Annotated in this window: 27 protein-coding genes, 1 pseudogene and 1 riboswitch; of the genes and pseudogenes, 14 read left to right on the plus strand and 14 right to left on the minus strand. The window is 53.8% G+C overall.

Translation table 11 applies throughout. The annotated features are described in order from the left end of the window. Positions 1–84: 84 nt before the first annotated feature. The 4 genes from HP435_RS04600 to HP435_RS04615 form a co-directional block, all read right to left on the minus strand. Complete coding sequence (locus tag HP435_RS04600; RefSeq protein ID WP_122966365.1) at positions 85–1425, minus strand: hemolysin family protein; 1341 nt, start codon at positions 1423–1425, stop codon at positions 85–87. A gap of 224 nt (positions 1426–1649) precedes the next feature. After that, positions 1650–2765, minus strand: coding sequence for a site-2 protease family protein (locus HP435_RS04605; RefSeq protein ID WP_122966247.1), 1116 nt, complete (start codon positions 2763–2765; stop codon positions 1650–1652). Between the two features lie 66 nt (positions 2766–2831). Then, a complete protein-coding gene (locus tag HP435_RS04610) occupies positions 2832–3131 on the minus strand; it encodes an iron-sulfur cluster biosynthesis family protein (RefSeq protein WP_063230523.1) in 300 nt (99 codons plus the stop codon). 109 nt (positions 3132–3240) lie between these two features. Further along, positions 3241–3594 carry a DUF3905 domain-containing protein gene (locus HP435_RS04615; protein ID WP_122966246.1) on the minus strand — a complete coding sequence of 118 codons (354 nt, stop codon included), beginning with the start codon at positions 3592–3594 and terminating at the stop codon, positions 3241–3243. A 230-nt stretch (positions 3595–3824) separates the two neighbouring features. Here HP435_RS04615 and HP435_RS04620 point away from each other — a divergent pair, with 230 nt between their 5' ends. Further along, positions 3825–4661 (plus strand): glycosyltransferase family A protein, encoded by an 837-nt coding sequence (locus HP435_RS04620; RefSeq protein ID WP_122966245.1) that lies wholly within the window; start codon positions 3825–3827, stop codon positions 4659–4661. Positions 4662–4689: 28 nt separating this feature from the next. Here HP435_RS04620 and sspK read toward each other — a convergent pair whose 3' ends face one another. Then, positions 4690–4821, minus strand: coding sequence for a small acid-soluble spore protein K (gene sspK / locus HP435_RS04625; protein ID WP_063230518.1), 132 nt, complete (start codon positions 4819–4821; stop codon positions 4690–4692). Between the two features lie 99 nt (positions 4822–4920). Here sspK and HP435_RS04630 point away from each other — a divergent pair, with 99 nt between their 5' ends. Genes HP435_RS04630 through HP435_RS04640 form a run of 3 tightly spaced genes read left to right on the plus strand, consistent with a single transcriptional unit; the run spans position 4921 to position 5573 of the window. Beyond that, a complete protein-coding gene (locus tag HP435_RS04630) occupies positions 4921–5199 on the plus strand; it encodes a DUF3886 domain-containing protein (RefSeq protein ID WP_173597123.1) in 279 nt (92 codons plus the stop codon). Continuing rightward, a complete protein-coding gene (locus HP435_RS04635; protein WP_167470376.1) occupies positions 5199–5345 on the plus strand; it encodes a hypothetical protein in 147 nt (48 codons plus the stop codon). Before HP435_RS04630 ends, HP435_RS04635 begins: the two co-directional genes overlap by 1 nt. A gap of 51 nt (positions 5346–5396) precedes the next feature. Beyond that, positions 5397–5573, plus strand: a complete 177-nt coding sequence (locus tag HP435_RS04640) for a hypothetical protein (protein ID WP_167470375.1) — start codon at positions 5397–5399, stop codon at positions 5571–5573. A 49-nt stretch (positions 5574–5622) separates the two neighbouring features. Here HP435_RS04640 and HP435_RS04645 read toward each other — a convergent pair whose 3' ends face one another. The 3 genes from HP435_RS04645 to HP435_RS04655 are packed head-to-tail and all read right to left on the minus strand — an operon-like array spanning position 5623 to position 8847. Further along, a complete protein-coding gene (locus HP435_RS04645; RefSeq protein WP_122966243.1) occupies positions 5623–6813 on the minus strand; it encodes an ABC transporter permease in 1191 nt (396 codons plus the stop codon). Then, positions 6810–7529, minus strand: a complete 720-nt coding sequence (locus tag HP435_RS04650) for an ABC transporter ATP-binding protein (protein WP_122966242.1) — start codon at positions 7527–7529, stop codon at positions 6810–6812. The genes HP435_RS04645 and HP435_RS04650 overlap by 4 nt, the downstream gene beginning before the upstream one ends. Positions 7530–7569: 40 nt before the next feature. Further along, positions 7570–8847: an efflux RND transporter periplasmic adaptor subunit gene (locus HP435_RS04655; RefSeq protein WP_173597122.1), complete on the minus strand. Its 1278-nt coding sequence runs from the start codon at positions 8845–8847 to the stop codon at positions 7570–7572. Positions 8848–9049: 202 nt separating this feature from the next. Here HP435_RS04655 and HP435_RS04660 point away from each other — a divergent pair. The 8 genes and pseudogenes from HP435_RS04660 to HP435_RS04690 all read left to right on the plus strand — a co-directional run. Further along, a pseudogene (locus tag HP435_RS04660) lies at positions 9050–10399 on the plus strand (glucose-6-phosphate isomerase); the annotation flags it as partial. A gap of 21 nt (positions 10400–10420) precedes the next feature. After that, on the plus strand, positions 10421–10639 hold the full coding sequence (locus HP435_RS29230) for an excisionase family DNA-binding protein (protein ID WP_307723370.1): 219 nt from the start codon (positions 10421–10423) through the stop codon (positions 10637–10639). A gap of 64 nt (positions 10640–10703) precedes the next feature. Then, positions 10704–10820, plus strand: a riboswitch (TPP riboswitch). 127 nt (positions 10821–10947) lie between these two features. Beyond that, positions 10948–12084, plus strand: coding sequence for a glycine oxidase ThiO (gene thiO / locus HP435_RS04665; protein ID WP_173598665.1), 1137 nt, complete (start codon positions 10948–10950; stop codon positions 12082–12084). Positions 12085–12162: 78 nt separating this feature from the next. Beyond that, positions 12163–13107, plus strand: coding sequence for an LSm family protein (locus HP435_RS04670; RefSeq protein ID WP_173598664.1), 945 nt, complete (start codon positions 12163–12165; stop codon positions 13105–13107). A gap of 144 nt (positions 13108–13251) precedes the next feature. Further along, entirely contained in the window at positions 13252–13650 is a 399-nt protein-coding gene (locus HP435_RS04675; RefSeq protein WP_173597119.1) for a YugN family protein, read from the plus strand. Positions 13651–13835: 185 nt separating this feature from the next. Then, positions 13836–14633 carry an NAD kinase gene (locus tag HP435_RS04680; protein ID WP_173598663.1) on the plus strand — a complete coding sequence of 266 codons (798 nt, stop codon included), beginning with the start codon at positions 13836–13838 and terminating at the stop codon, positions 14631–14633. Between the two features lie 20 nt (positions 14634–14653). Then, positions 14654–15376, plus strand: a complete 723-nt coding sequence (locus HP435_RS04685; RefSeq protein ID WP_122966236.1) for an MOSC domain-containing protein — start codon at positions 14654–14656, stop codon at positions 15374–15376. Between the two features lie 21 nt (positions 15377–15397). Beyond that, positions 15398–15886 (plus strand): YbaK/EbsC family protein, encoded by a 489-nt coding sequence (locus tag HP435_RS04690; RefSeq protein ID WP_173597118.1) that lies wholly within the window; start codon positions 15398–15400, stop codon positions 15884–15886. A 66-nt stretch (positions 15887–15952) separates the two neighbouring features. On the opposite strand, the gene HP435_RS04695 is transcribed toward HP435_RS04690, so the two are convergent. From HP435_RS04695 to HP435_RS04720, 6 genes are all read right to left on the minus strand, one after another. Next, a complete protein-coding gene (locus HP435_RS04695; protein WP_173598662.1) occupies positions 15953–16468 on the minus strand; it encodes a GNAT family N-acetyltransferase in 516 nt (171 codons plus the stop codon). A gap of 42 nt (positions 16469–16510) precedes the next feature. After that, the gene (locus tag HP435_RS04700) at positions 16511–17245 is read right to left on the minus strand and encodes an exonuclease domain-containing protein (RefSeq protein ID WP_122966233.1); all 735 of its coding nucleotides are present in this window, start codon (positions 17243–17245) and stop codon (positions 16511–16513) included. 13 nt (positions 17246–17258) lie between these two features. Then, complete coding sequence (locus HP435_RS04705; protein ID WP_217022511.1) at positions 17259–18242, minus strand: DUF294 nucleotidyltransferase-like domain-containing protein; 984 nt, start codon at positions 18240–18242, stop codon at positions 17259–17261. 79 nt (positions 18243–18321) lie between these two features. Beyond that, positions 18322–19656 (minus strand): ammonium transporter, encoded by a 1335-nt coding sequence (locus HP435_RS04710; protein ID WP_122966231.1) that lies wholly within the window; start codon positions 19654–19656, stop codon positions 18322–18324. A gap of 119 nt (positions 19657–19775) precedes the next feature. Further along, on the minus strand, positions 19776–21020 hold the full coding sequence (locus tag HP435_RS04715) for an MFS transporter (RefSeq protein WP_122966230.1): 1245 nt from the start codon (positions 21018–21020) through the stop codon (positions 19776–19778). A 141-nt stretch (positions 21021–21161) separates the two neighbouring features. After that, entirely contained in the window at positions 21162–21323 is a 162-nt protein-coding gene (locus tag HP435_RS04720; RefSeq protein WP_167470374.1) for a hypothetical protein, read from the minus strand. A 157-nt stretch (positions 21324–21480) separates the two neighbouring features. Here HP435_RS04720 and HP435_RS04725 point away from each other — a divergent pair, with 157 nt between their 5' ends. Next, positions 21481–21819, plus strand: coding sequence for a toprim domain-containing protein (locus HP435_RS04725; RefSeq protein ID WP_122966229.1), 339 nt, complete (start codon positions 21481–21483; stop codon positions 21817–21819). Positions 21820–21888: 69 nt separating this feature from the next. Beyond that, positions 21889–22107 (plus strand): hypothetical protein, encoded by a 219-nt coding sequence (locus HP435_RS04730; RefSeq protein ID WP_229049826.1) that lies wholly within the window; start codon positions 21889–21891, stop codon positions 22105–22107. Positions 22108–22145: the final 38 nt, after the last annotated feature.

The following is a 22145-nucleotide window of genomic DNA, read 5'->3' on the forward strand; positions in this document are numbered from 1 at the left end:
CCAATATCTAGAAAAACATCGAGGCGTTTTTCACACAAAAAAAGCCACTCACCCTAGTTGCTAAGGGGAGTGGCTTTTCGTTGATCAGGAAACGGTCAAAAGCTCTTCTTGCTGCGGCGATTCGTCGTTTTTAATCGGCGTAATCAACACGCGGGTGACACGGTGATTATCCATTTGCTTGACGGTGAACAAGTAGTTTTCCCACTCGACTGTAGCGCCTACCGCGATATCTTCTTCCAGTTGACTGTACAGCCAGCCGCCAATCGTGTCTACATCCTCGGATTCCAGCTCGAACGGGATATGATCGTTCAAGTCGGCGAGCGTCAGCATGCCGGAAACGGAGAGGCCGTTATCCAGCTTTTCGATCTCCGGTCTTTCCTCGTCGAACTCGTCCTGGATATCTCCGACGATTTCTTCCAGAATGTCCTCCATCGTTACCAGACCAGCTGTACCGCCGTACTCGTCGATGACGATCGCGAGCTGCGAGCGCTTTTTCTGCATCAGGCGCAGGACTGTGCTGATCTCCATGGTTTCCGGAACCGTCAGAACAGGGCGGAGCAACGAATCCAGCTTGACACGTCCGTCTTGCAGGGCCGCCAGGTAAAAATCGGTGGCGTGGACAAAACCGATGATGTTGTCTTTGTCCTCAGCCGCTACAGGGAAACGGGTGTGTCGCTGCGTGCGGATGATCTCCAAGTTTTCTTCAAATGTATTCGTGCTATATAAGCAAACCATGTCAATTCGCGGGATCATCGTTTCCCGGGCCAAGGTTTCGGAAAAGTCGAAAACGTGTTCCACCAGCGACAATTCAGTCTGGTCAATATGACCGCTTTGGTGGCTTTGGTTGACGAGGATGCGGATTTCTTCTTCGGTATGAGCTGCTTCATGTTCCGAGATCGCTTCGAATCCAAGTCGTTTCATCAGGGCGTTGGCGGTTCCGTTCAAAAACCAGATCGCCGGGTAAAGCATTTTATAGAAAAACATCAATGGCGCGGCAACCCACAGCGAAGTTTCTTCTGCTTTTTGAATGGCCAATGATTTCGGAGCCAGTTCACCCAAGACGATGTGCAGGAAGGTAATAATCGCGAACGCTATACCAAAAGATATCGCAGAAATCGCATAGGCAGGCAATCCTGTTGAACCAAGCAGCGGTTCGACGATCATATGGGCGATAGCCGGTTCCCCGACCCAACCCAGTCCGAGCGAGGCGAGAGTAATCCCGACCTGGCAGGCAGACAGATAGCCATCCAGTTTTTGCGTTACTTTTTGAGCGTATACAGCGCGTTTGTTTCCTTCATTCACTAATTGTGTCAAGCGCGTTTGCCGCACTTTGACGAGAGCGAACTCTGCGGCGACGAAGAAGCCGTTCAGAAAAACAAGAAATATCACAAGCAGCAGGTTGAGCACTATCGGGACGTTGTCCAAGTAAAAAGTCATCCTCTCTGGAATTTTATGAAAGTACACTCCTATTTTACTCTGTTTGGCGCCAACTCTCAAAAGCGATAAATCACCATGGCGGGCGTTTCTGACCTCTTGCTGGGGAAGAGCGACTCTCAGGTATGCGTAGCGCACGTTTTTGCGCCCACAGAAGGTCACAGAAGGTCAAACGTCCGGTCCAAACGAACCGGACGGTCGGAGCAAAGCCTGGATTAGCGGTGCAAAAGCTGCTGTCCGTAGACGAAGAACGCCGACAAAACAGCGGCCAGCCCGAGGTAAGCAGCCAGCACTTTCCACTTGGTCGAGGCCGGAGCGACATAATACGTTGTCAGCCGATGCATTTGCTCATCGACTTCCGCCAGCCGCTGGCGAGCTGCCTGCTCGGCTTCTTGCAGTGCCTGGGACGGAGCGGGACGCAGCGGGTCCGACTCGATGAACATGATCGGCTCGCGCTCCCATTGCTTGAACAGTTCCCATTTTCTGTTCATATACACTTTATCCAGCCGCTTCTGGTCGCGTGCCAGCCGCTTTTCGTCATGCAGGAACGGGACGAGGAAGCGTTTGTCCGGCTCAGCCTGATTCAGTGCGCTTACTTCTTCGTTCATGCTGACGCGCATGTCCCATGTCGTTTCCAGTTCAGGCCATTTGGCGATATCGTGCATGAACTTTTCGATTTGTTCCCGTTCGTATTGCAGCACCTGATGCTGGTAGTTTTCACGCAGGCGGTTCCACCAAGTAATCAGACCGAGGATGAAGATGAGTCCCATAATCGGGCCTGGATTGGTAAACAGCATGATCCCCAGACCGATCAGTCCAACGAACCAGATTTTTGTGGAAAGCACAGAGACAATCCGTCCGCCATCCAGCGGGGAGACGGGCAACAGATTGAACAGGTTGAGTACGGCACCGAGGTAGATGACCAATGCCCAGAACGGGTCCTGCGTCCACCAGTAAAGCGGCAGGGCAGGCAAAAAGGCAATCATCCCGGCAAGCGGTCCGCCATAAGCGAGATACGCTTCTGTTTTCGCATCGCGCGGCATGTCTTTCATCGATATAAAAGCACCCGCAAACGGGATGAAGACGGCTGGCGAAGTCGCAATGCCCTTGCGCTTGGCAGCGATGACATGCCCCATCTCATGGACGAAAATCAGGTAGACGATCGCCACGGCAAACTTCCAGCCGTAAATCATGGCGTACGCCCCGAGGCTGACGATCATCGACAAAAGGGTTGCGCCGAATTTGGAGAACTTCAAAATACCGATTAACCATTTGAAATTGGCCAGCAAAAAAGCGCCGACGGCCAAAAGAATCGAACCGCTCTTTTTCATGAAACGCTCCTCCCATACGTCATGGCAGTCTCTCTTTCATACGGATGACGCCCAGAAAAGTTTCTGCTAGTCCGCCAGACGCGGGTTGAAGAAGCGAAAGCCGTATTCGCCGTATGTAGGGTCAAAGTCAAGCTGACCGCCATCGAAGTACCAGAAATCGGCAGGGCGGATGACAAAGCGCAAGCCCTCCACTTCGAAAATGGCGTCGTCAGGCATGGCTTCATCTTTTTCAATCGCGTAGAAAAGCCCGCCCGTTCCAGGACCGCTTGTCCGCACGTACAGGCGAAGCGTGTCACCTGGACGAAATTCGGAATATCGTTGATAGGCGAGCGAAAATGCAGGCGCTATCGCAAGTGTGATGCTCATGGGCCAGCTCCTTTCTGTCTCTTCAAGCCCATTGTAACATACAAACCAAAAACACCCATTCGGTCAGTGTGTCTTTTCCGAATGGGCGATTTTTTTCAAGACAGCTCAATCAATCCTTGCCTTTGCTGACATCTTTCGTCGGATGCATAAAGCGGGCATTGCCTATGGGCTTGTCTTCCAGCAGCTCCTTGTTTTCGTAGGAGTTCCAGCCGATATCGTTGGTGGGATGCACCCATTGGTCGCCAGCCATGATGGAAGGGTCCGTGTCCGTGCTCCAGTTGTTCAACGGGGATTCTTTGGACTCGTACAAGCTGTCTCCGATCACGACGCCAAATTCGTTGACAAAAGGTCGCTGGATGGAGCGGGACGATTTTTTGAAATCAGGGGCGCTGATCTGATGCGGCAAGGTTCCGTCGAGGGAAATATCCTTTGTTTTTTCACGATGCTTCTGGTCGTTGTCCATTCGTTGAACCTCCTTTATCCACTTATCCATACAGCCGAAAGGTTCGCCAAGAGAGGCAGCCATCATTTTTAGCATGCATCACACTTTCGTTGCTTATACGGTGGCGGTCGGGTCGTGAGCCAAGCCCAGCCCAAATGATGGTCTGCCGCATATGCTACAAAACAAAACGGTAACATCCACTTTCATGAAAAGCGGCTTGACGTTTTTCACAGAAAAAGGGGGGAGATTCGATGCTGACAAGTGTCGTCATTCCTGCCAAAGATGCAGACGATCAGCTCTTGTATACCCTGTTCGGCTTCAACCTGCAATTTTGCGCGTTTGAACAGTTTGAGGTGATCGTCCTTGACAACGCTTCAACGGACGAGACGGCGGAAAAACTGTCCCGATTTACCGCCCATTTTTCGTTGAACTATGTGCGGCTTCGCAAACAAAAGCCGCTCGCCTATTTGCTCAATTCGGGGATCAAGCTTGCGCGAGGCGAACTGATTGTGTTTCTGGCCAGCCACATGCTTGTTCCGCGTTCATTCATCGGCGTCCATCAGCAGGCGCATGAGAAAGCCAGTCAGCTTGTCTTGCTCGGACAGGATCGTAAGCGGATATATTCCGTGTATGAGCCAGGGTTTACAGAGATCCAGCACGCGGAGTGCCAGCTTTGGCTGGAGCAATACCCGCACATCAAACGGCCGCATACGCTTGTCAAACCGATCCCGCTGCTGGAAGAAAGCCAGATCGTAAACGAACTGCCTTTTCATATCGGCTTGCCTTGTCCGATGGCGCAGAAGCGGCTGGCAATCCGGGAAAAATACGGGCCGCACCTTACCCGTTATCGCTCGCCATGGGCGCTGTTTGATACCCACCACGTCTCGCTGCGCAAGGAACACTTGCTTCGGGCCGGGTTGTTCAAGGAGCTGCCGCGCATCGCCATGGAGCGGGATTTGGCCAAAAGGCTGGTCAAAAACGGTTGCCGCTTTCAACTGGATGACAAGCTGACCGTCCTGAGGCAAGAGTCGGTGCAAAAAAGAGCCAGTCCGAAGAGCATGTCTCCCAATAAAAACCGCCGGGCGTGATACCAAGCCCGGCGGTTAAACTTTTGGCCTAACGGTTTTCTTTTAACCTTTCTTGTGGTTCACTATTAATGGAACCGTTGGAACGGATGGCCTCGGATTGAGCTTTCGGGCCGCGGATTTCTGCGGTTTTTCCAAAGTCTTTTGCTTTGTTGCGCACCATGTTTCGTCCTCCTCTCAATGCGAAGCTTACAAGTAGTATGACCCAAAACGGGACGGAGAATGAGGGCGTTAGTTCGATAGGGAAAGGATGGCAGTTCAAATGGCAAAGAAAAAACAAAAACAGCAACCAAACCAGCGTCACACGCAGGAAGCAGCAACAGAAGCGAAGGCTTCGCTTGGCAGCTTGAAGGACATGCTGAACGCAGATGCGGTATCGAAGCTGAAGCAGCTGGAAAAAGACATGAAGTCAGAAAACGAGCGGAAGGCAAAGGAAGCTGAAGAACAAAGACGCCGCGAACAGGAAGAACGCGAGCGCAACAAAAGCTTTGCCGAGCTGCTGGATGACTATGAGAAAAAAGGCGGAGGCAAGTTCAGCTGATGCGCGACGACAAACAACCGGATCGTCCGGATACTTCGAAAAACGGCCTGATGAAAAAGCGACAGCTTGCGCTTAAAGACGAGGCGCTCAAGCAGCGCGGTCGCCAGGTGCTCGGCCGGTTGGGGAAAAAGCAGCCCAAGGAGTGATTTTTTTCCCTCCATCCCCATATAGCTAGGAGAGGGGAAAGGAGGGAGATCATGGGGACAATCCTGCTCCTGATCAGTCTCCTCTGTGTAGCTGTAGGCACCTGGAAGCTGAGCGGTATCTACAAGGCAGACAAGACTGACAGCAAAACGCTCTGGTGGACAGTCGCGAGCGTCGGGATTGCGCTTTTTTTTCTTTTGAAGCTGATGACAGATACGTTTCCAACATAAACATGCACCTGTGGCGAAAGTTGCACAGGTGCATGTTTTTTGTATCGGTCTATTCGTAACGCAGCGCTTCGATCGGGTCGAGCTTGGCAGCTTTGTTGGCTGGATAAAGCCCGAAAAAGATGCCGATAGCGCTGGAGAAGCCAAACGCGATAAATACGCTGTTCCACGATAGCAGCGGTGGAAGGTTGGCAAAATGCGAGATCAAGGCGGCGATGCCAAGTCCGCACAGGACGCCGACCAATCCGCCGATCAGGCAGACGATGATGGATTCAATGAGAAACTGAATCAAAATATCGCTTCGCCTCGCCCCCAGCGCTTTGCGAATCCCGATTTCCCGCGTGCGCTCGGTGACGGAGACGAGCATGATGTTCATGACGCCGACCCCGCCGACTACGAGCGAGATCCCGGCGATGATGCTGAAAATCAAGGTGAGCGTGCCAGTCAGCTGATTGAACTGGTCAACCGATTCTTGCATGCTGCGAACCATGTAATGGTCGTTCTTTTGGTGTTTGCGCGTCAAATATTGCTTGGCCTGCTGCATGGCCGAGTTGACGGAAGCTTTGTCGACAGCCGTACCCATAAACGAATGGATCGACGGTTCTTCCAGCAGGGAGTTGTAATACTGGATGGGGACTACGGCGCCGAATGTTTCCTGGCCCATGTCAAACTTGAATTTTTCCTCTGAGTACGTGCCGATGACGACGAGGGAATTGTTTCCCCAGCGAACGCGCTGACCGATCGGATTCATTTGTCCGAACAGCTTCTCGCCAAGCTTGTCTTCCAACACGACGACAGCGCGCTGTTCTTTGTCATCGGTATCGCTGAACAGGCGGCCTTTTGTTACTTTCATTCTTTTCTGGATGTTGAAATAGTCCGCCGTGGTGGCGGTCAGGTTGGCCCGCTCTTCTTTTTTCGGCCCCTTCAACTCGATTGTCGTTCCGCTGTAAGGGACGATGTACTCGATTGCCGGACTGATTCTGCCCAGGACAGCAGCGTCATCGATAGTCAGGTCGTCGGATTCGATTTTTTCTTTTGTCTCCCAGTTAATGAAGACGTTGAAGGTGTTTTGCCCGAATTTTTCCATCTCGTCGTTGATTGCTTTTTGTCCGCCTTCCCCAAGCGCGGTAACGGCGATGACGGAAGTAATCCCGATGATGATGCCGAGCATGGTCAGGGCCGAGCGCATTTTGTTGGCCCAGATGCCCTCCAGTGCGGTGTAAAAGCTTTCCATAAAATTCACGTGACAATCACCTCGTCATTCGGGGTAGAGAAAACGCGTTCCTCTACCCGCTCATCGCGGATGATGATGCCGTCTTTGAACGTGACGATTCGCTCGGCGTGCTGGGCGATGTCCATCTCGTGCGTGACGAGAATAATCGTGACGCCTTGAGCGTGCAGTTCCTGAAAAATCGACATGATCTCGACACCGGAGCGACTATCGAGGTTTCCTGTCGGTTCGTCTGCCAAAAGGATGGCGGGACGGTTGACCAGCGCTCTGGCGATGGCGACGCGCTGCTTTTGACCCCCGGACAGTTGAGTAGGCTTGTGGTGCATGCGTTCGCCCAGCCCTACTCGTTTCAGCGCTTCTGTAGCCCTGTTGCGTCTTTCCGAACGGCTGACGTTGGCGTACATCATCGGCAACTCTACGTTGTGCAGGGAAGTGGAGCGGGCGAGCAGATTGAACGACTGAAACACAAAGCCGATTTTTTGATTGCGTACGTAGGCGAGCTGCTTGTCATTGAGGCTGCTTACCTCAATCCCGTCGAGAATGTAGCTTCCCGTGTCCGGGCGATCCAGACAGCCCAGCATGTTCATGAACGTCGATTTCCCTGATCCTGATGGTCCCATGATGGCGACGAACTCGCCTTGTTCCACCAGCAAGGATACACCTTTCAAAATAGGGAGGGTGCTATCGCCAGTCTTGTATGATTTCGTCAAGCCTTCTACCTGAAGCATTGTCGGCTGACCTCCTTTTTACGTGGAACACATCCAGTCGTTACATGCCCATTGGTGCGGGACCGCCGCTCATCGGCATGACAGGCGCTCCTTCACTCAGCGCTTCAACAGGTCCCAAAATGATTTGCTCGTCTCCGTTCAGACCTTGCTTGATGTGGGAGAACAGTTCATTTTCAGTGCCTGTGGCGACTTTCTGTTTCTTGGCGATTCCGTTCTCGGATATCCAGACGAAAGTGCTGCCGTCCGCTTCCTGCTGGATAGCTTCGATCGGAACTTGCAGAGCGTTATCGATTTTTTCCGCCAAGATGTTGATGTCCACGTGGAAGCCTGGCTTGAGCGCGCTCAAATCTCCTTGCGGCTTGAGGATGACTTTGACGCGGGTCTTCTCACTTTGGCCCGAACTGCTTTGGCTGGTGGTTGCGATCGGGGCGATTCGGGTGATCTGGGCATTCAGCATTTGTTTGCCCAGCGTAATGCCTTCGATGGTCGCCGTCTGTCCGAGTTTCAGCTTGCCGACATCCGATTCGTTGATGTCAGCCTGAATGAGCAGGTTGTCGAGATTAGCCAGTGTCAAAATTTCCGTGCCTTTGTTGACGTATTGGCCGTTGTCCGCCGCGACGCCAATAACGGTTCCATTCGCAGGTGCGACGACAACGCTCTGGACGCGTTCTTTTTCCAGTTGAGTCCGTTCGACGGCCAGTTTGTTGATTTGTGCCTGCTGAGCGGCGATGTCTTCTTTGCGCGGCCCTTTTTGTTTCAGGGCGGACTGTTGTTTCGCCACATTGAGGGCGGACAGCGCGTTGTCCAAGATAGACTTCGCCTTGTCGACTTCCTGCTGCGTCGAAGCGCCTGAGGAGAACAATTGATTCATCCGGTCGTATTCTCGCTTGGCCGCATCGTACTCGCGCTGTGCCTGCGTGACCCGCTCGCGCTCCTGTGCTACTTCTTCCGGCTCTACGCCGATCTGGGCTTTGGCAAGATTGGCTTTTGCGACTTCCATCTGCGCTTCGAGATCAAGCAGTCTGCTGTCCACATCGGTCGTGTCAATTTTGGCGATGACTTGGCCTTTTTTGACCTTGTCGCCTTCTTTGACGACGAACTCGCGCAACGTGCCGTTCACATTCGCATACTGCTTCTGCTTGTCCTCCACGATGACGATTCCGGAGGTCAAGATTTTGCTTTCCAGAGCTGATTTGGTCGGTGTTCCGATGTTGACGGGCATGCCCATGGCTTGCTGAGAACCCATCATGTTGAGTCCAACGAACCCTGCTCCTAGCAGGATGACAACGGAACCGATGATCCACCACCGTTTTTTCATTTTCATTTCCCCTTGTTGTTCTAAAAAGAAACCATTATTTCATTGCTCGAAGTAGTTTTACGGAAGGCATGGAAAAAGGTAACACTTTTGCCGAATCGTTCACGATTTGCTCACATTTTGCGATGTTTTGACGGAAAGTAACTTTCTCGCTTTTTTGCGTGATAAGATAAGAAAATAGATGACGTTCCTTGGGAGGGGAGCCATGAACCAAGCGATTCGATTTGATTATTCCAATGCACGCGGCTTTGTGAGACAGCATGAATGGGAGCAGCTTGCGCCAGCAATCGGGCAGGCGCATGAAATGTTGCACAAAAGAACGGGTCCAGGCAGAGACTATCTTGGCTGGGTAGATTGGCCGAACAAATACGACCGCGTCGAGTATGAGCGGATTCGCCAGGCGGCGGCACGTATCCAGGCTGACTCAGATGTGCTTTTGGTAATTGGAATCGGAGGTTCATATTTAGGAGCGAAAGCTGTACTGGACGTATTGGGCCACAGCTTTTACAACTTGCTGCCGAAGTCGAAGCGGCGATCGCCGGAAATTTATTTTGTCGGCAACAATATCAGTCCGGTGTATATCTCTCATCTGATGGACGTGTTGGAAGGAAAAGACGTCTCCATCAACGTCATCTCCAAATCGGGCACGACGACAGAGCCTGCTATAGCTTTTCGGCTGTTGCGCAATTGGCTGGAAAACAAGTACGGCCGCGAGCAGGCGAAGAAGCGAATTTACATTACGACGGACAAAGCGCGGGGGGCCTTGAAAAAGCTTGCGGAAGATGAGGGCTACGAGAGCTTTGTCATTCCCGATGACATCGGCGGGCGTTTTTCTGTCCTGACAGCAGTCGGACTATTGCCGATCGCCGTGAGCGGCGCCGACATGGATGCCCTGATGAAAGGAGCGCAAGATGCGAGCGAGCGGTACATGGTCATGGATTTGGCCGAAAATCCGTGCTACCAGTATGCGGCGATTCGCAACGCCCTGTACCGCAAAGGCAAAACGGTGGAGCTTCTGGTCAGCTACGAGCCGCAGTTCCGGTTTTTCGCCGAATGGTGGAAACAGCTTTTCGGGGAGTCGGAAGGCAAGGATGGAAAAGGAATTTTTCCCGCCGCTGCCGAATTTTCCACAGACTTGCATTCCTTGGGGCAGTACATACAGGACGGCATGCGACACTTGTTCGAGACAGTGGTAACCGTAAACAAGCCAGCCATCGATGTCACGGTAGAAGAAGACCCGCTTGATGTGGACGGACTGAACTTTTTGTCCGGCAAGCGGATGGGATTTGTCAATAAAAAGGCTTTCGAAGGGACGGTGCTCGCCCACGTGGATGGCGGCGTGCCGAACCTGCTTGTCGAGATGCCAGAGGCGACAGCGTATCACCTCGGGGCCTTGATCTACTTTTTTGAAAAGGCGTGCGGAATCAGCGGCTATTTATTGGGCGTCAATCCGTTTGACCAGCCCGGGGTGGAGGCGTACAAGGCCAACATGTTCGCCCTTTTGGGCAAACCTGGATTCGAGCAGCAGAAAGCGGAATTGGAGGCAAGATTGCGCGATAACAAGACATATTTGACCGTGGAAGAGACAGCAGCGTACTTGGAGCTTCCGGAAACGTTTATTTTGGAAAAGATTCACCAGGGCAAGATTCGCGCTCTGCACGACGGCTACGAGTACGTCATCAACAAGGAACAGTTCAACCATCATATGGAAGAAATGCGCAAGCTCCGCGAGTTCGAGGAGGCAGCGCGGCATGAGACGGTTCCGGAGAGCTACGATGTAAAAGACGAGGATTGAGCGTATAGCATCTTGTCACTGGCGGCCAGGAGGACTATACTTGGTTGGTGAAATGAATATGTAAAGAAGCAACTTGGGGAGTCCTTCACGCGGGGCTGAGAGGATGGAAGCATACGACCGTCGACCCATTGCACCTGATCCGGATCATGCCGGCGCAGGGATACGGTTGCCGGCGAACAGCGCTTTTTTCTTTGGCTATACGGCGTATGAAGCCCACCTTTTCCTGCTTGGGAACGGGTGGGCTTTTTGTATGTTGCCCTGTTCAACTTGGATCAGGAGAGAGATCACAACAGCGAGGAGAGAAAAACGTGGGCGATTGTCTCATAGTGGGTGGAGGAGTTATCGGTTTAAGTCTGGCGTATGAATTGTCGCGCAGAGGGATGGGCGTCACGTTGGTTGAGCAAGGAGAATGGGGCGGACAGGCGTCCTCGGCAGCAGCGGGCATGCTCGCGCCGTTGAAGGAGTTTACAGCGCCCGGTCCCATGCTCGATTTCGGCATGGCGTCGCTGGCTTATTATCCGCAGTGGGCGCAAGAGCTGGAGGAGTTTACCGGGGGCGATGTACAGCTCAGCCTGGAGGGGCTGCTCACAGTCGCGCTCGATGATGGCGAGCAAGCACAGTTGGCAGAGAAATTTCGCTGGCAAAAGGACGCGGGGCATAGCGTGCACTTTTTGACGGAAAGGCAGCAATTGGCGGAAGTGGAGCCGCTGTTGACAGACAAAGCGCAGGCAGCGATTTACTCCCCGTACGAGGGGCACATCAACAATCGCATGTTGCTTCGCGCTTTGGTGACGGCGTGCAAGCTGCAAGGAGTTGTGCTGCATTCCGGCTGTGTCGTGAGCGGCATCGCGGTAAAAGGCGGGAAAGTAGTTGGCGTGGACAGCTCGCTCGGGCCGTTGCGCGCCGCGCATACGGTGATCACTTCGGGAGCGTGGGCAGGTGTCATGCTGGACTTGCTGGGTGTGTCGGTTCCGGTGCGTCCGGTTCGCGGTCAGATTGCCGCTGTTTCCTCTGTCGGCATTCCGCTGCGCACCGTCATTTTTGGCACGACGGGATATGTGACGCCGAAAAAAGACGGCAAAATCGTGCTTGGCGCAACAGAAGACGAGAGCGGCTTTCAGCGCGAAGTGACGATGGCGGGGTTAGCCAGCATCCTGAACGGGGTCATGCCGTACGTTCCGGCCTTGCATTCAGCCGCTTTTCTGGAGGCGTGGGGCGGATTGCGGCCAGCTACGGCGGATGGCAAGCCATTGCTTGGACCAGTGCCAGGATGGGAAGGGCTGGCGATTGCCGGAGGGCACTTCCGCAACGGCATTTTGCTCTCGCCCGCCACAGCGAAGTGGATGGCGGACTATCTGGAAAAAGGAGAGCGGGAGCAGCTCGTCCCGTTTTTGCCTGCGCGCTTCGTAACAGAAGAAAACGTCAGCGCACATAAAATGGGCTAGTCTTGCCTGCAAACCGGAACACCTCCCCATGGGCACATGTATATGGTAATAAAGAGCACCAGAAGGGGAGGAGTTTCCATGCAGGATGAAAAAAACCTGTACCAGGCTGACGTCCAGACGGTCAGTCTGATCAAGGATATGCGCGAAAATGTGCACAACATATGCAAAGAACACGTCGAGAAAAAAGTGCGCATTGAAGCGATAGACGGCCAGATTTTTGAAGGCGTGATCGTGGATTTTGACGATCAGAATGTATACGTTGAAGTGGACGACCCGGATGCGGAAGAAAACGACTATGAATATGAAATCGAAGAGGTAGCCAGCCGGAAATCGCCCGGCGACTGGGGAATGCATCAAGATTGGAATCCTTACGGAGGGTATCTTCCCTACGGCGGCTATCAGCCGTACGGCGATGTCAGTCCGTTTAGCAGCAGCAGCCAGCCAAATCGGCGACCTCCAGGGGGGCAAGTCAGTCCGTACGCCGATGACTGCTATCCTTACGCTCCGATGACTCCGTTTGGCAGTCCAGGTCAACCGTATGGTCAGGTGAGTCCGTTTGGCAGCCCGGGTCAACCGTATGGTCAAATGGCTCCGTTTGGCAGTCCGGGTCAACCGTTTGGCCAAGTGAGTCCGTTCGGCAGCCCGAGTCAACCGTACGGCCAGATGAGACCATTTGGCAGTCCGAGCCAACCGTACGGCCAAGTGAGTCCGTTTGGCAGTCCGAGTCAGCCGTTTGGTCAAGTCAGCCCGTTCGGCAGCCCGAGCTTTCCGTATGGCCAGATGCAGCCGTTCCCGGACGGCAATCCATTCTTTAGTCCGTACGGCGGATTCAACCCGTACATGAGCCCTTATCCGCCTTTCCCGCCGCAGCCATGGTATCCGTTTCCGCCGCCACCACCGCCACCGCCAGTTCCTCCGGCTGCGGTTGTCGTGCCGAAAAGAAGGCGCCGTCGTCCTTGCCGCAGAGGCAAAAGAATCATTCCACTCGCTTTGTTTACATTGCTTACGATCGCCCTGCTCTAAAATCGGGAGCATGCAAGCCTCTTTGCCAGCGGATGATTGGCAGCGGGGCTTGTTGTGCGTTTGAAGAGCACGGCTGTGCGAGTACAACCTGCCCTTTTGTCGCACACTATCCATAAAATGTGACGAAGGCAGGAGGATTACCAGATGAAAAAAATACAGAGCAGTCTCCCCGGAACGAAGGCGACGTTCGGCTACTTTCGCGAGTCGCTTGAGCCGCATTTTACGCTGGCTAACTGGGACTATGAGCAAGGCTTTTTTGACCGGACGCTGGATGATCAAAACATGGTCTACCTTCGCTTGCCTGTAAAAGTTTTGCAAGGGGAGCTGGACAGCCCGGATGCGTGGCTGGAGCTTGGCGAGCCGTTTGTTTTGCGTCATGTGTACAACACAGGAGTGGAAGAAGATATCGGCTACTACGCGCCTGTCGCTTCGGCAGTGATGAACCAGTTTCAGCAGCCGATCGACAAGGATGCCGACATTGACCCGAGATGGATTCGCAAGGCGGAGGCAATCGTGAAAGAACTGGAAAATCGCCTTGGATGACGGGTGGGCCTTACATGAGGCCCGCTTTTTCTTTTCCGGGGGAATTTCGCGCGGGATCGTTCCAGGAAGAGCGCTGGTAAAATCCATTTCGGTTTCCATGCATCTCCTTTTTTCATGTGGTATAGTGAGATCAACAAACAAGCGTACTTGACCGCTTCGAAGGATAAAAGTGAGGGCAGACCAGCATGAAGATTGCGACTGTACTGCGAAATGACGATTATACACGGGAAGTAGAGCATTTGCTGAAGGAAAAGCTGAAGGAGGCTGGCAGCTCGTATACTTTTGTGAATGGAACCGATGAGGAGCCGGATATGGTGCTCTCGATCGGCGGAGATGGAACACTGCTGGAAGCCGTTCACCAATACGGGATGGAGCCGGCTTACGTCGGGATTCATACAGGCCACCTCGGATTTTATGCAGACTGGCGGCCGGAGGAGCTGGACGAATTTGTCGACAGGTTGCTGCACGCCCAGCCGGCGATTTCGGAGTATCCGACCGTCCAATGCCGGATTGAAACCGCTGATGGCAAGCAATACGACAAATGGGCGCTGAATGAGGTTGTCTTGCGCAATGCGTCTTTGTCGACGCTGGTTGCTTGCGTCTACATTAACGGCGATGAGCTGGAGACGTTTCGCGGAGACGGCTTGATCGTCTCTTCGCCGTCAGGCAGCACGGCATACAACAAGGCTGTAGACGGGGCGATTGTGCATCCGTCGATTGAGGCCATTCAGCTTTCGGAGATCGCCTCGATCAACAACCAGGCATACCGGACGATCAACAGCTCGCTTGTTTTGCCCAAGCATCATGAAGTAGAGCTGATTGTCATGAACCCGGAGATCATGATCGGGCTGGATCGCGAACAAGGCGTGTGGACAGGCGTTCGTTCCATTACTTGCCGCGTGGGCCAGGGCAAAGTGAAATTCGCGCGCTACAAGCGCCTGACCTTTTGGGGCAGGGTACGCAACTCGTTTATCAAAGGCTAGATAGAGAGGGAGAGGGTTGCATGAAAAAGGTAGGAGCATTGCAAAGCATCTATCGCCATCCTGTGAAGGCAATGCGCGGGGAACTACTTACATCAACCGAGATCGATGCTTTTGGGCTGTACGGGGATCGCGTGTATCGCTTTTGGGATGATACACGGCCCGGAAAATTTTTGGGCGCAGACAAAGTTCCAGCTCTTATTGGCTATTCTGCAACCATGGAGGCAAAACAGAGCGAGGAAGAGTATCCGCAGGTGCGAGTCGTAGCGAGCGACGGCAGCGTTCACGAGTGGGGGGAATCGCTTTTTTCCCATGTAGCGGACACCGCCAAACGGCCCGTTACGCCTTTGCGCAGCATTCCTTCGGAGGGCAAGCAGGACTGGGAAGAACATATTTTGCTGGTGACAGACGCTTCCTTGCGCGAGATTGCCCGCCAGATCGGCAGCGAATGGGTTGACCCGAGACGCTTTCGCGGCAATCTGATCGTTGTGCTGGATGACGACGAGCCGTTTGCAGAAGATAAATGGATAGGAAAAAAATTGAAAATCAACGATGTTACGCTGCAAGTAACGATGCATTGCGTGCGTTGTGTGTACGTAAACATTGACCCGGATACGCTGCAGAGGACCCCGGAAGTATTGAAGGCATGCGTGAAGCGCCACGACAATCACTTCGGAGTATACGCTTCCGTGGTGGAGACAGGCACGGTATCCTGCGGTGACGATGTGTACGTGCTGGAAGAGTAGTGTGCAAGGAGGAGAGCAGGCATGCAAGAGACAAGCCCCTTGGAGAGAGTTCGCGCATTTGTCAAACGGTACGATCCGCAACTGGAGCCGATTGTGTATGAACAGCCTCTTCCTACATCGGAAGCGGCCGCAGCAGCGTTGGGCAGCGAGGTAGGACAAATCGCCAAGTCGATCCTGTTTCGCTCCGGCGACCAGTTTGCGCTTTTTGTTGCGGCAGGCGATGTCAAGATACACCCGAAGCAGGTGAAAGCTGCGCTCGGTTCGGGAAAAGCGAAAATGGCTTCCATGGAGGAAGTCGAAAAGGTGACGGGCTATCGTGTCGGGGCTGTCTGTCCCTTTGCGTTGGAGCAAGAAGTGCCTGTAATCGTGGACACTTCGCTGCGGCGCTTCCCTGTCGTCTATACCGCCGCTGGCATCGCCGAGTCGCTTTTGCCAGTCACGTATGAGGCGTTGCTGGCGATGACCAATGCCGTCGAAGCAGATGTGGCGCAGGCCCCGCAAGCTCCGTAGCCGTAGCGTAGATAAGCGTGAAAAAAGGAAGCTCTCGCAAGCTTCCTTTTTCTTGTTTCGAGCCTGTTAACGACTGAGCGAGGAATGTTCTTGCCCAAGCAGCAGCTGGTAAAAATAAACATCGTGCCACTCGCCGAATTTGAAGCCTACTTCTTGAAACCTTCCGGCAAGCGTGAAGCCGAATTTTTCATGCAGTTTGACGCTCGATTCATTGCCGCCGACAATTCCGCTAATGACGGTATGGTAGCCCAGTTGTTCTGCCCGCTGCAAGATTTCACTCAGCAGGGCCGTTCCGATGCCGCGTCCTCGCTGTTCTGCATCGATGTAGACGGACAGCTCGACCGTTTTGTTGTAAGCGGGTTTTTCGCGAAAAGTGGAAAGGCAGCAGTAGCCGACGACTTCTTGCTCCCATTCGGCGACGATCAAAGGATGGTTTTTGTTGTGCTTGTGAAACCAGACTTCGCGCTGGGCAATGGTCTGTGGCTCCAAGTCGAATGTCGCGACCAGGTGAGTGATCGCATGATTGTAGATGCGTAGCATGGAAGGCAAATCGCCCAAAACAGCGTCTCTGATGTGCAACATGGGAACCGTCTCCTTTGAGATCCAAACGATAAAAGTCACATTCTAGCGCAAAGCTTCATATACCTCCCGGAGACTCGTGTATCCGGCTTTTTGTGCTTTTGTCAAATACGTCGCCCAGAGCGTCCCGCAAGCTACGGCGTCACAATAGGCATGGTGCCTGCGGGAGATCGGGATGTCGTGCAGGGCGCAGAGGGCATCCAGCGATCCGTTGCCGATCGGGTTGCTCAACAGGCGAATGAGCAGCATCGTGTCCAGCATCCGGTGTGTCAACGGACGCCGACTCGTTTTCCACAGGGCCGACCGGAAAAATTCGCGTTCGTGGCGAGAGTGATGGGCGACGAGCGGACGATCTCCGACGAAGCGGAAAAACCGCGACAACGCCTCCAGAAGCTCGGGGGCGTCTGCGGTCATTTCGTCGGAGATTCCGGTCAGCGAGCTGACGTGCGGCGGGATCGTCCGCCCGGGATTGACGAGCGTGTAAAACGAATCTCCAAGCAGCAGCTTCTCGCCGCGCATGGCGACCGCGCCAATCGAGATGATCGCGTCTCCGTGGTCCGGGTAAAAGCCCGTCGTTTCCAGATCGACCACCACTACCTCCAAATCGGCAAGCGGTATGTTTTCGCTGGAATCGACACGCCTGGCTTCCTTGGAGATGGAGCGCAAGTACGCTTGATGCTGCTTGTCGTCCTCGCCAAGCCCCCACTTCCAGTCGCCCGGTACGCCTGTCATGCCGCGATTCATGTTCCACAGGCGGCCGATGAAATCCCATTTTGCCAAGCGCGTCTCCCCCCTATCCTTTGAAGCTGGACGGGAGTTTGGCCGTCATTTTTTGCAGGCGGATAGCCAGCTTCATCGCCTCGCGCATCGATACGGCTGAATCGGGGGAAAGTTTGTTCAGCTTGATGTAGCTGTTGCTCGTATACAGACCGTCCTCCCAATGGAGAAAGGCGATCAGGCGCAGTCCCTGGATCAGCCGAAAATGTGCCGCTACTTCGTCGCAAAAACTTTTGCTCCACACGCCTTTTTCCGCCAGTTGGCCCAGCCTCTCCAGCGTCGAGCTGGCGAAGATGCCGTGCGCCAGGGCGAAATGCCGCACGCAGTTGACGATCGGCAAATAGATGCCGTATTTGATGTTGACGGCTCCGCGAAAACGGCCAGTGACTTCAGGCAGGACGCGCCCGAACAGACCAAGCGGCACCCGGTAGTGCAACGTGTTGCTGACCAGCCGATCCAACAAAAACGTATTGCCAGCCAAAAGCTGCCTGAATCGATCCAATACCGGGGTGAAAATAGCGGATTCCCCGTACAGCACGCGCACGTCGCTTGCCAGAAGCAGATAGCGAGCATTTTCCCAGACGGGATGCGAGATCCAGCGGTCCAACTGGTCGACCCATTGAGCGACACTGCCGCGCCATCTGGGGGAAAGGCATGTTACGTTGCCCTGGCAAGGCGGATAGCCCGCTTCCTCCAAACCGGAGACGACAGCGGCTGCCAGCAGTTGAAAATAGCCGTGAACGGCCTCAATCTCTTGTTCGTTGAGGTGATCAGGAAGATCGTAGACAAGCCCGTTGTCCTGATCGCTGATGATGGCTTGCTCGAACCGCCCGCCGCTGCCGAATTGCAAAAAGGCAAACGGCACAGGCGGGGTGCCAAGCCCCCTTTTCGCCAAGGAATCGACAGCGAGCAGAACGCCTTGGCGAATCAGGTTGTCGTGAATCAAATTGACGACAATGGAAAAGGGAGCCATCTCGCCAGCCCGGTTCAAGTCGCGCATAGGAGACGGGTCCAACAATTCATGCCGAATCAGCGCAAGCTCAGCAAATGAATTAACCTGTCTAATCCGCTCGATTTGCTCAGGTGAGAGTGTGAGAGGTGCTGCTTTGGTGGGATGCTGCCGGGCGCATGCGCTCAGGTTGCAGTAGTTCGGGATAACCATATCCCCCGTGTTCGCTAAGGTCAAGACCAACCACCTCTTCTTCTTCTGTGACTCGAAGCCCGATTGTCGCTTTCAAAACAGACAAAATCACATAAGCTACCACAAAGACGTAAGCCATGGAACCGGCGAGGCCGAGCGCCTGTACGCCCAATTGGTGCAAGCCTCCGCCGTAAAACAGTCCGGCACCGCCGACGCCGACTTTTTCAGCAAGCTCCGGCGTCGCAAACAAACCAGTGGACAAAGTTCCCCAAATTCCTGCCACACCGTGAACGGAGAAGGCAAAGACCGGATCGTCAACGCCCAGGCGATCAAACCAGATGGATGTATAAAATGTAAGAATACCTGACACAGCTCCGATGACAACAGCAGCCCAAGGATCGACGAAGGCGCAAGAAGCTGTAATGGCGACGAGAGCAGCCAGCACGCCGTTCAGCATGCTCGGGATGTCGGCTTTGCCCATGACGATCCACGAGATGGCGAGCGCGGCTACTGCACCTGCGGCGGTAGCGAGATTGGTAGTGACGGCGATGTAACCGAAAAATCCGGAAGTGCTGCCCAGCGTGGAGCCGGCATTGAAGCCGAACCAGCCGATCCACAGAAACAGGACGCCGAGCACGGAGTAAACCTGGTTATGGCCGGGGATCAGATTGGAGCTGCCGTCGCGATTGTACTTGCCGATGCGCGGCTTCAACAGCACGGTAGCGACGAGCGCGACGATGGCTCCTTGCAGATGGACAACCGTCGAGCCAGCGAAGTCTTGCATCCCGAGCTGTGCGAGCCAGCCTCCGCCCCATACCCAGTGACCGACGACCGGATAGATGAGGACGGTAAACAAGACGCTGAAAATAAAGTAAACGGACAGCTTGGCTCGTTCGGCGAAACCGCCCCAGGCGATTGCCAGCGAAACCGCGGCGAAGGCTAGTTGAAACAGAAAGAGAATGGAAATGGGAACCGAAGCGGCGGAAAAAGCGGAGAAGGCGTCTTTTTGCAAGCCGTCGAAGAAGAAGCCCGTTAGACCGATAAAAGAATTGCCGTCTCCAAAAGTCAGGCCAAAGCCGAATGCCCAAAAAGCAAGGGAGCAAATGCCGAAGGTGAGGACGGTTTTGCCTGCCACATGGCCTGCGTTTTTCATCCGGGTCGAGCCAGCCTCAAGCAGGGCGAAACCTACCTGCATGAGAATGACGAGGATGGCTGAGATCATGACCCATGTGGCATCAATGGCGGACGAGAGTTCAGTGAGAGTCGGTTCCATTCATTCCACTCCTTTTTTGTGTTAGATAATCTAACATGATTTTTATTTATGTCAGATTATATGACGTGAAAATTGGAAATGCAATTGTTTTTTCACAAAGAAAAACACCAATCGCGCATTCATAGCGAAGCGGATTGGTGTTGCTCACGGGATGTTCGTTTGATGATGGCAAAGCCTGCAGCAGACATGACGACGAGGAACAGGCTGCTCGCGAAAAACAGTTGCTCAACGGGCCAGCTGCCAAGCCATATGGCCCCAAGACTGCTGGACAGCATGGAGAAAAAGGTAAAGAAAAGCATGTTGATCGAGAAAATTTTCCCTGTACTCGCTCCGGCCTTGACCTGAATGGCCGTGACGGTCGGGATGCCGATAAACGGTCCGCCGACCCCGGCTACTGCGGCTCCGAGAAAAGCGACCCAGTGCATCGCCCCGCCAGCGGCGAGCAGCATGAACCCGCCAGCTTGCAACGTCCAGCCGATCATGATGACAAGCAGGTACTTCGTGTAGTACGCACGGGACATGTAGAGGCTGCCGAGCAGATTGCCCACCCCGTAAAAGCCCATCAGCATCGCGAGCGTACTGCCGTTGCCTTGTTGCATGCGCTCGGCCAGAAAAGGAAAGCCGACGCTGTAGCAAACTTGCCAGACGAGAAAGCCCATGTTGCTAAACAGCAAAATCAGGAACAACATCCGGCTTTTTTTCAACTCTCGCACGCCTGTGGCAATATCGCGCACATACTGTCCGGGAGTCATTTTGGCAGCCGGACCGTTCCGCGTATCGGTCAAAGAGACGCGAATCGCATACAAGAAAACGACAGACAGCAAGTAGCTCGTAGCGTTGACAAAAAACAGAGCGGAAAGCGGAACGATGGAAGCGATAAGTCCGATTGTCATCGGCGCTGCGATCCGAACGGTGCGAAAAGTCGTGTCCAGGATGGCATTCGCGCGTCCAAGCTGTTCGAGTGACACGACGGTTTTCAGCGCGACAGTGCGGGCTGGTTGAAACAGGCTGGAGAACAAGCCGAGTAAAAATTGCGCGACCAGAAAAAAGGAAAACTGCTCGATGCCCATGGCGGCCATGATGCCAACTCCGATCGCCACAAAAATACGGGCGACGTCGGCCCCGACCATCAGCAGGCGCGGATTGTACCGATCAGCCAGCACGCCGCCGATCAGGTAAAAAAGCAGTCCGGCCACCATTTCCGGTATGGCCAGCAAGCTGAGCGCCGTCCCTGACTTGGTCGCTTGCAGCAAGTACCAGAGCAAAGCAAAACTGTAGCATTGGTCGCCGATGTTCGCAGTCAATTGCGCCAGCCACAGCTTCAAAAAAGACGGATTCTTCCATAATGATGCCGATGGGTCCACAAGTAATCGCTCCGTAATCAGAAAGTTTTGATCTTAGCGTAGCAAGGCGGAGCAGGAAAGTAAAGGAGCCAGCGGGTGTGCTTTTTTTGGCAAACGTGGACGCATGGAAAAACGGCTTCTGTGGAAGAAGCCGTTACACCGTTACCCTTGTGTGGTGTTGTCTTCGCGATTGTGCTGATTGTGTTGCTGGGAAGAGCCTTGGTTGCTTTCGGTATGCGTATCATCCGCCACCGTGCTGCTGGTCAGTCCGCTGACAGCCAATCCTTTTTGGTTCAAGTTTTTCGCGCTTTTGAATTTGGACATCGCGTGTTCCCCCTTCATGGCGTGGCTTCTTTATTTACGATGTCTAGCTTGCGGCATAACTACTCGCCCCACATTTTCCCGCAGGGCGACTGTCTTTCCTAAAGGCGCAAGGTATACTATAGAAAGAAAATGCTTGAGTGATAAAGGAGGGGATGGCATGGGGAAGTGTGTCATCATCGTGGAGGGGAAGACAGACAAGGAGCGATTGCTTCGCGTACTGGCCGAGCCTGTGACCATCTTTTGCACGTTTGGCTCCTACAGTCAGGAGAAAGGCGAACAGCTTCTGGCCCAGGCAGAATCGGCGGAAGAAGTGTATTTGTTTACAGATGAAGATGACAGCGGAAAAAAATTGCGGGCGAGCTTATCCGAAGACTTCCCGCACGCCGGACATCTGCACACTCCGAAAATGTACCGGGAAGTGGCAGACACGCCACTTCCTGTTCTGGCGGAAATATTGGAACGGGCCGGATTTGCCGTGATCGTGCCGGCTCCTTGATCTGGTACAGAGATCAGGGGATAAAACCTCCCTCCATCGGCTATAACAGTAGTAAATGGATTGGTGGAGGTGCAAAGACACTTGCGCGGCTTGATGACGTTTTTGAACAGGATGAACATCCTGGTATGGCTTGTGGGTATTTTTATCGCTCATGCGCTGCTTTATCTCGCCTTGGGAACAGCTACGTGGCTGGCAACTTCCCTTTTGGCGACCGCTTTTTACGGGATTATTCTTTTGGTAGGCAAACTGATCGCCAGTCGTTATCCTGACAAGGAAGAGAGCAGATAAAAAGCCGGCTATGGCGCAGCCGGCTTTTTTCCTTTTGG

The sequence above is a fragment of the Brevibacillus sp. HD3.3A genome, from assembly GCF_013284375.2.
Taxonomy (GTDB): domain Bacteria; phylum Bacillota; class Bacilli; order Brevibacillales; family Brevibacillaceae; genus Brevibacillus; species Brevibacillus parabrevis.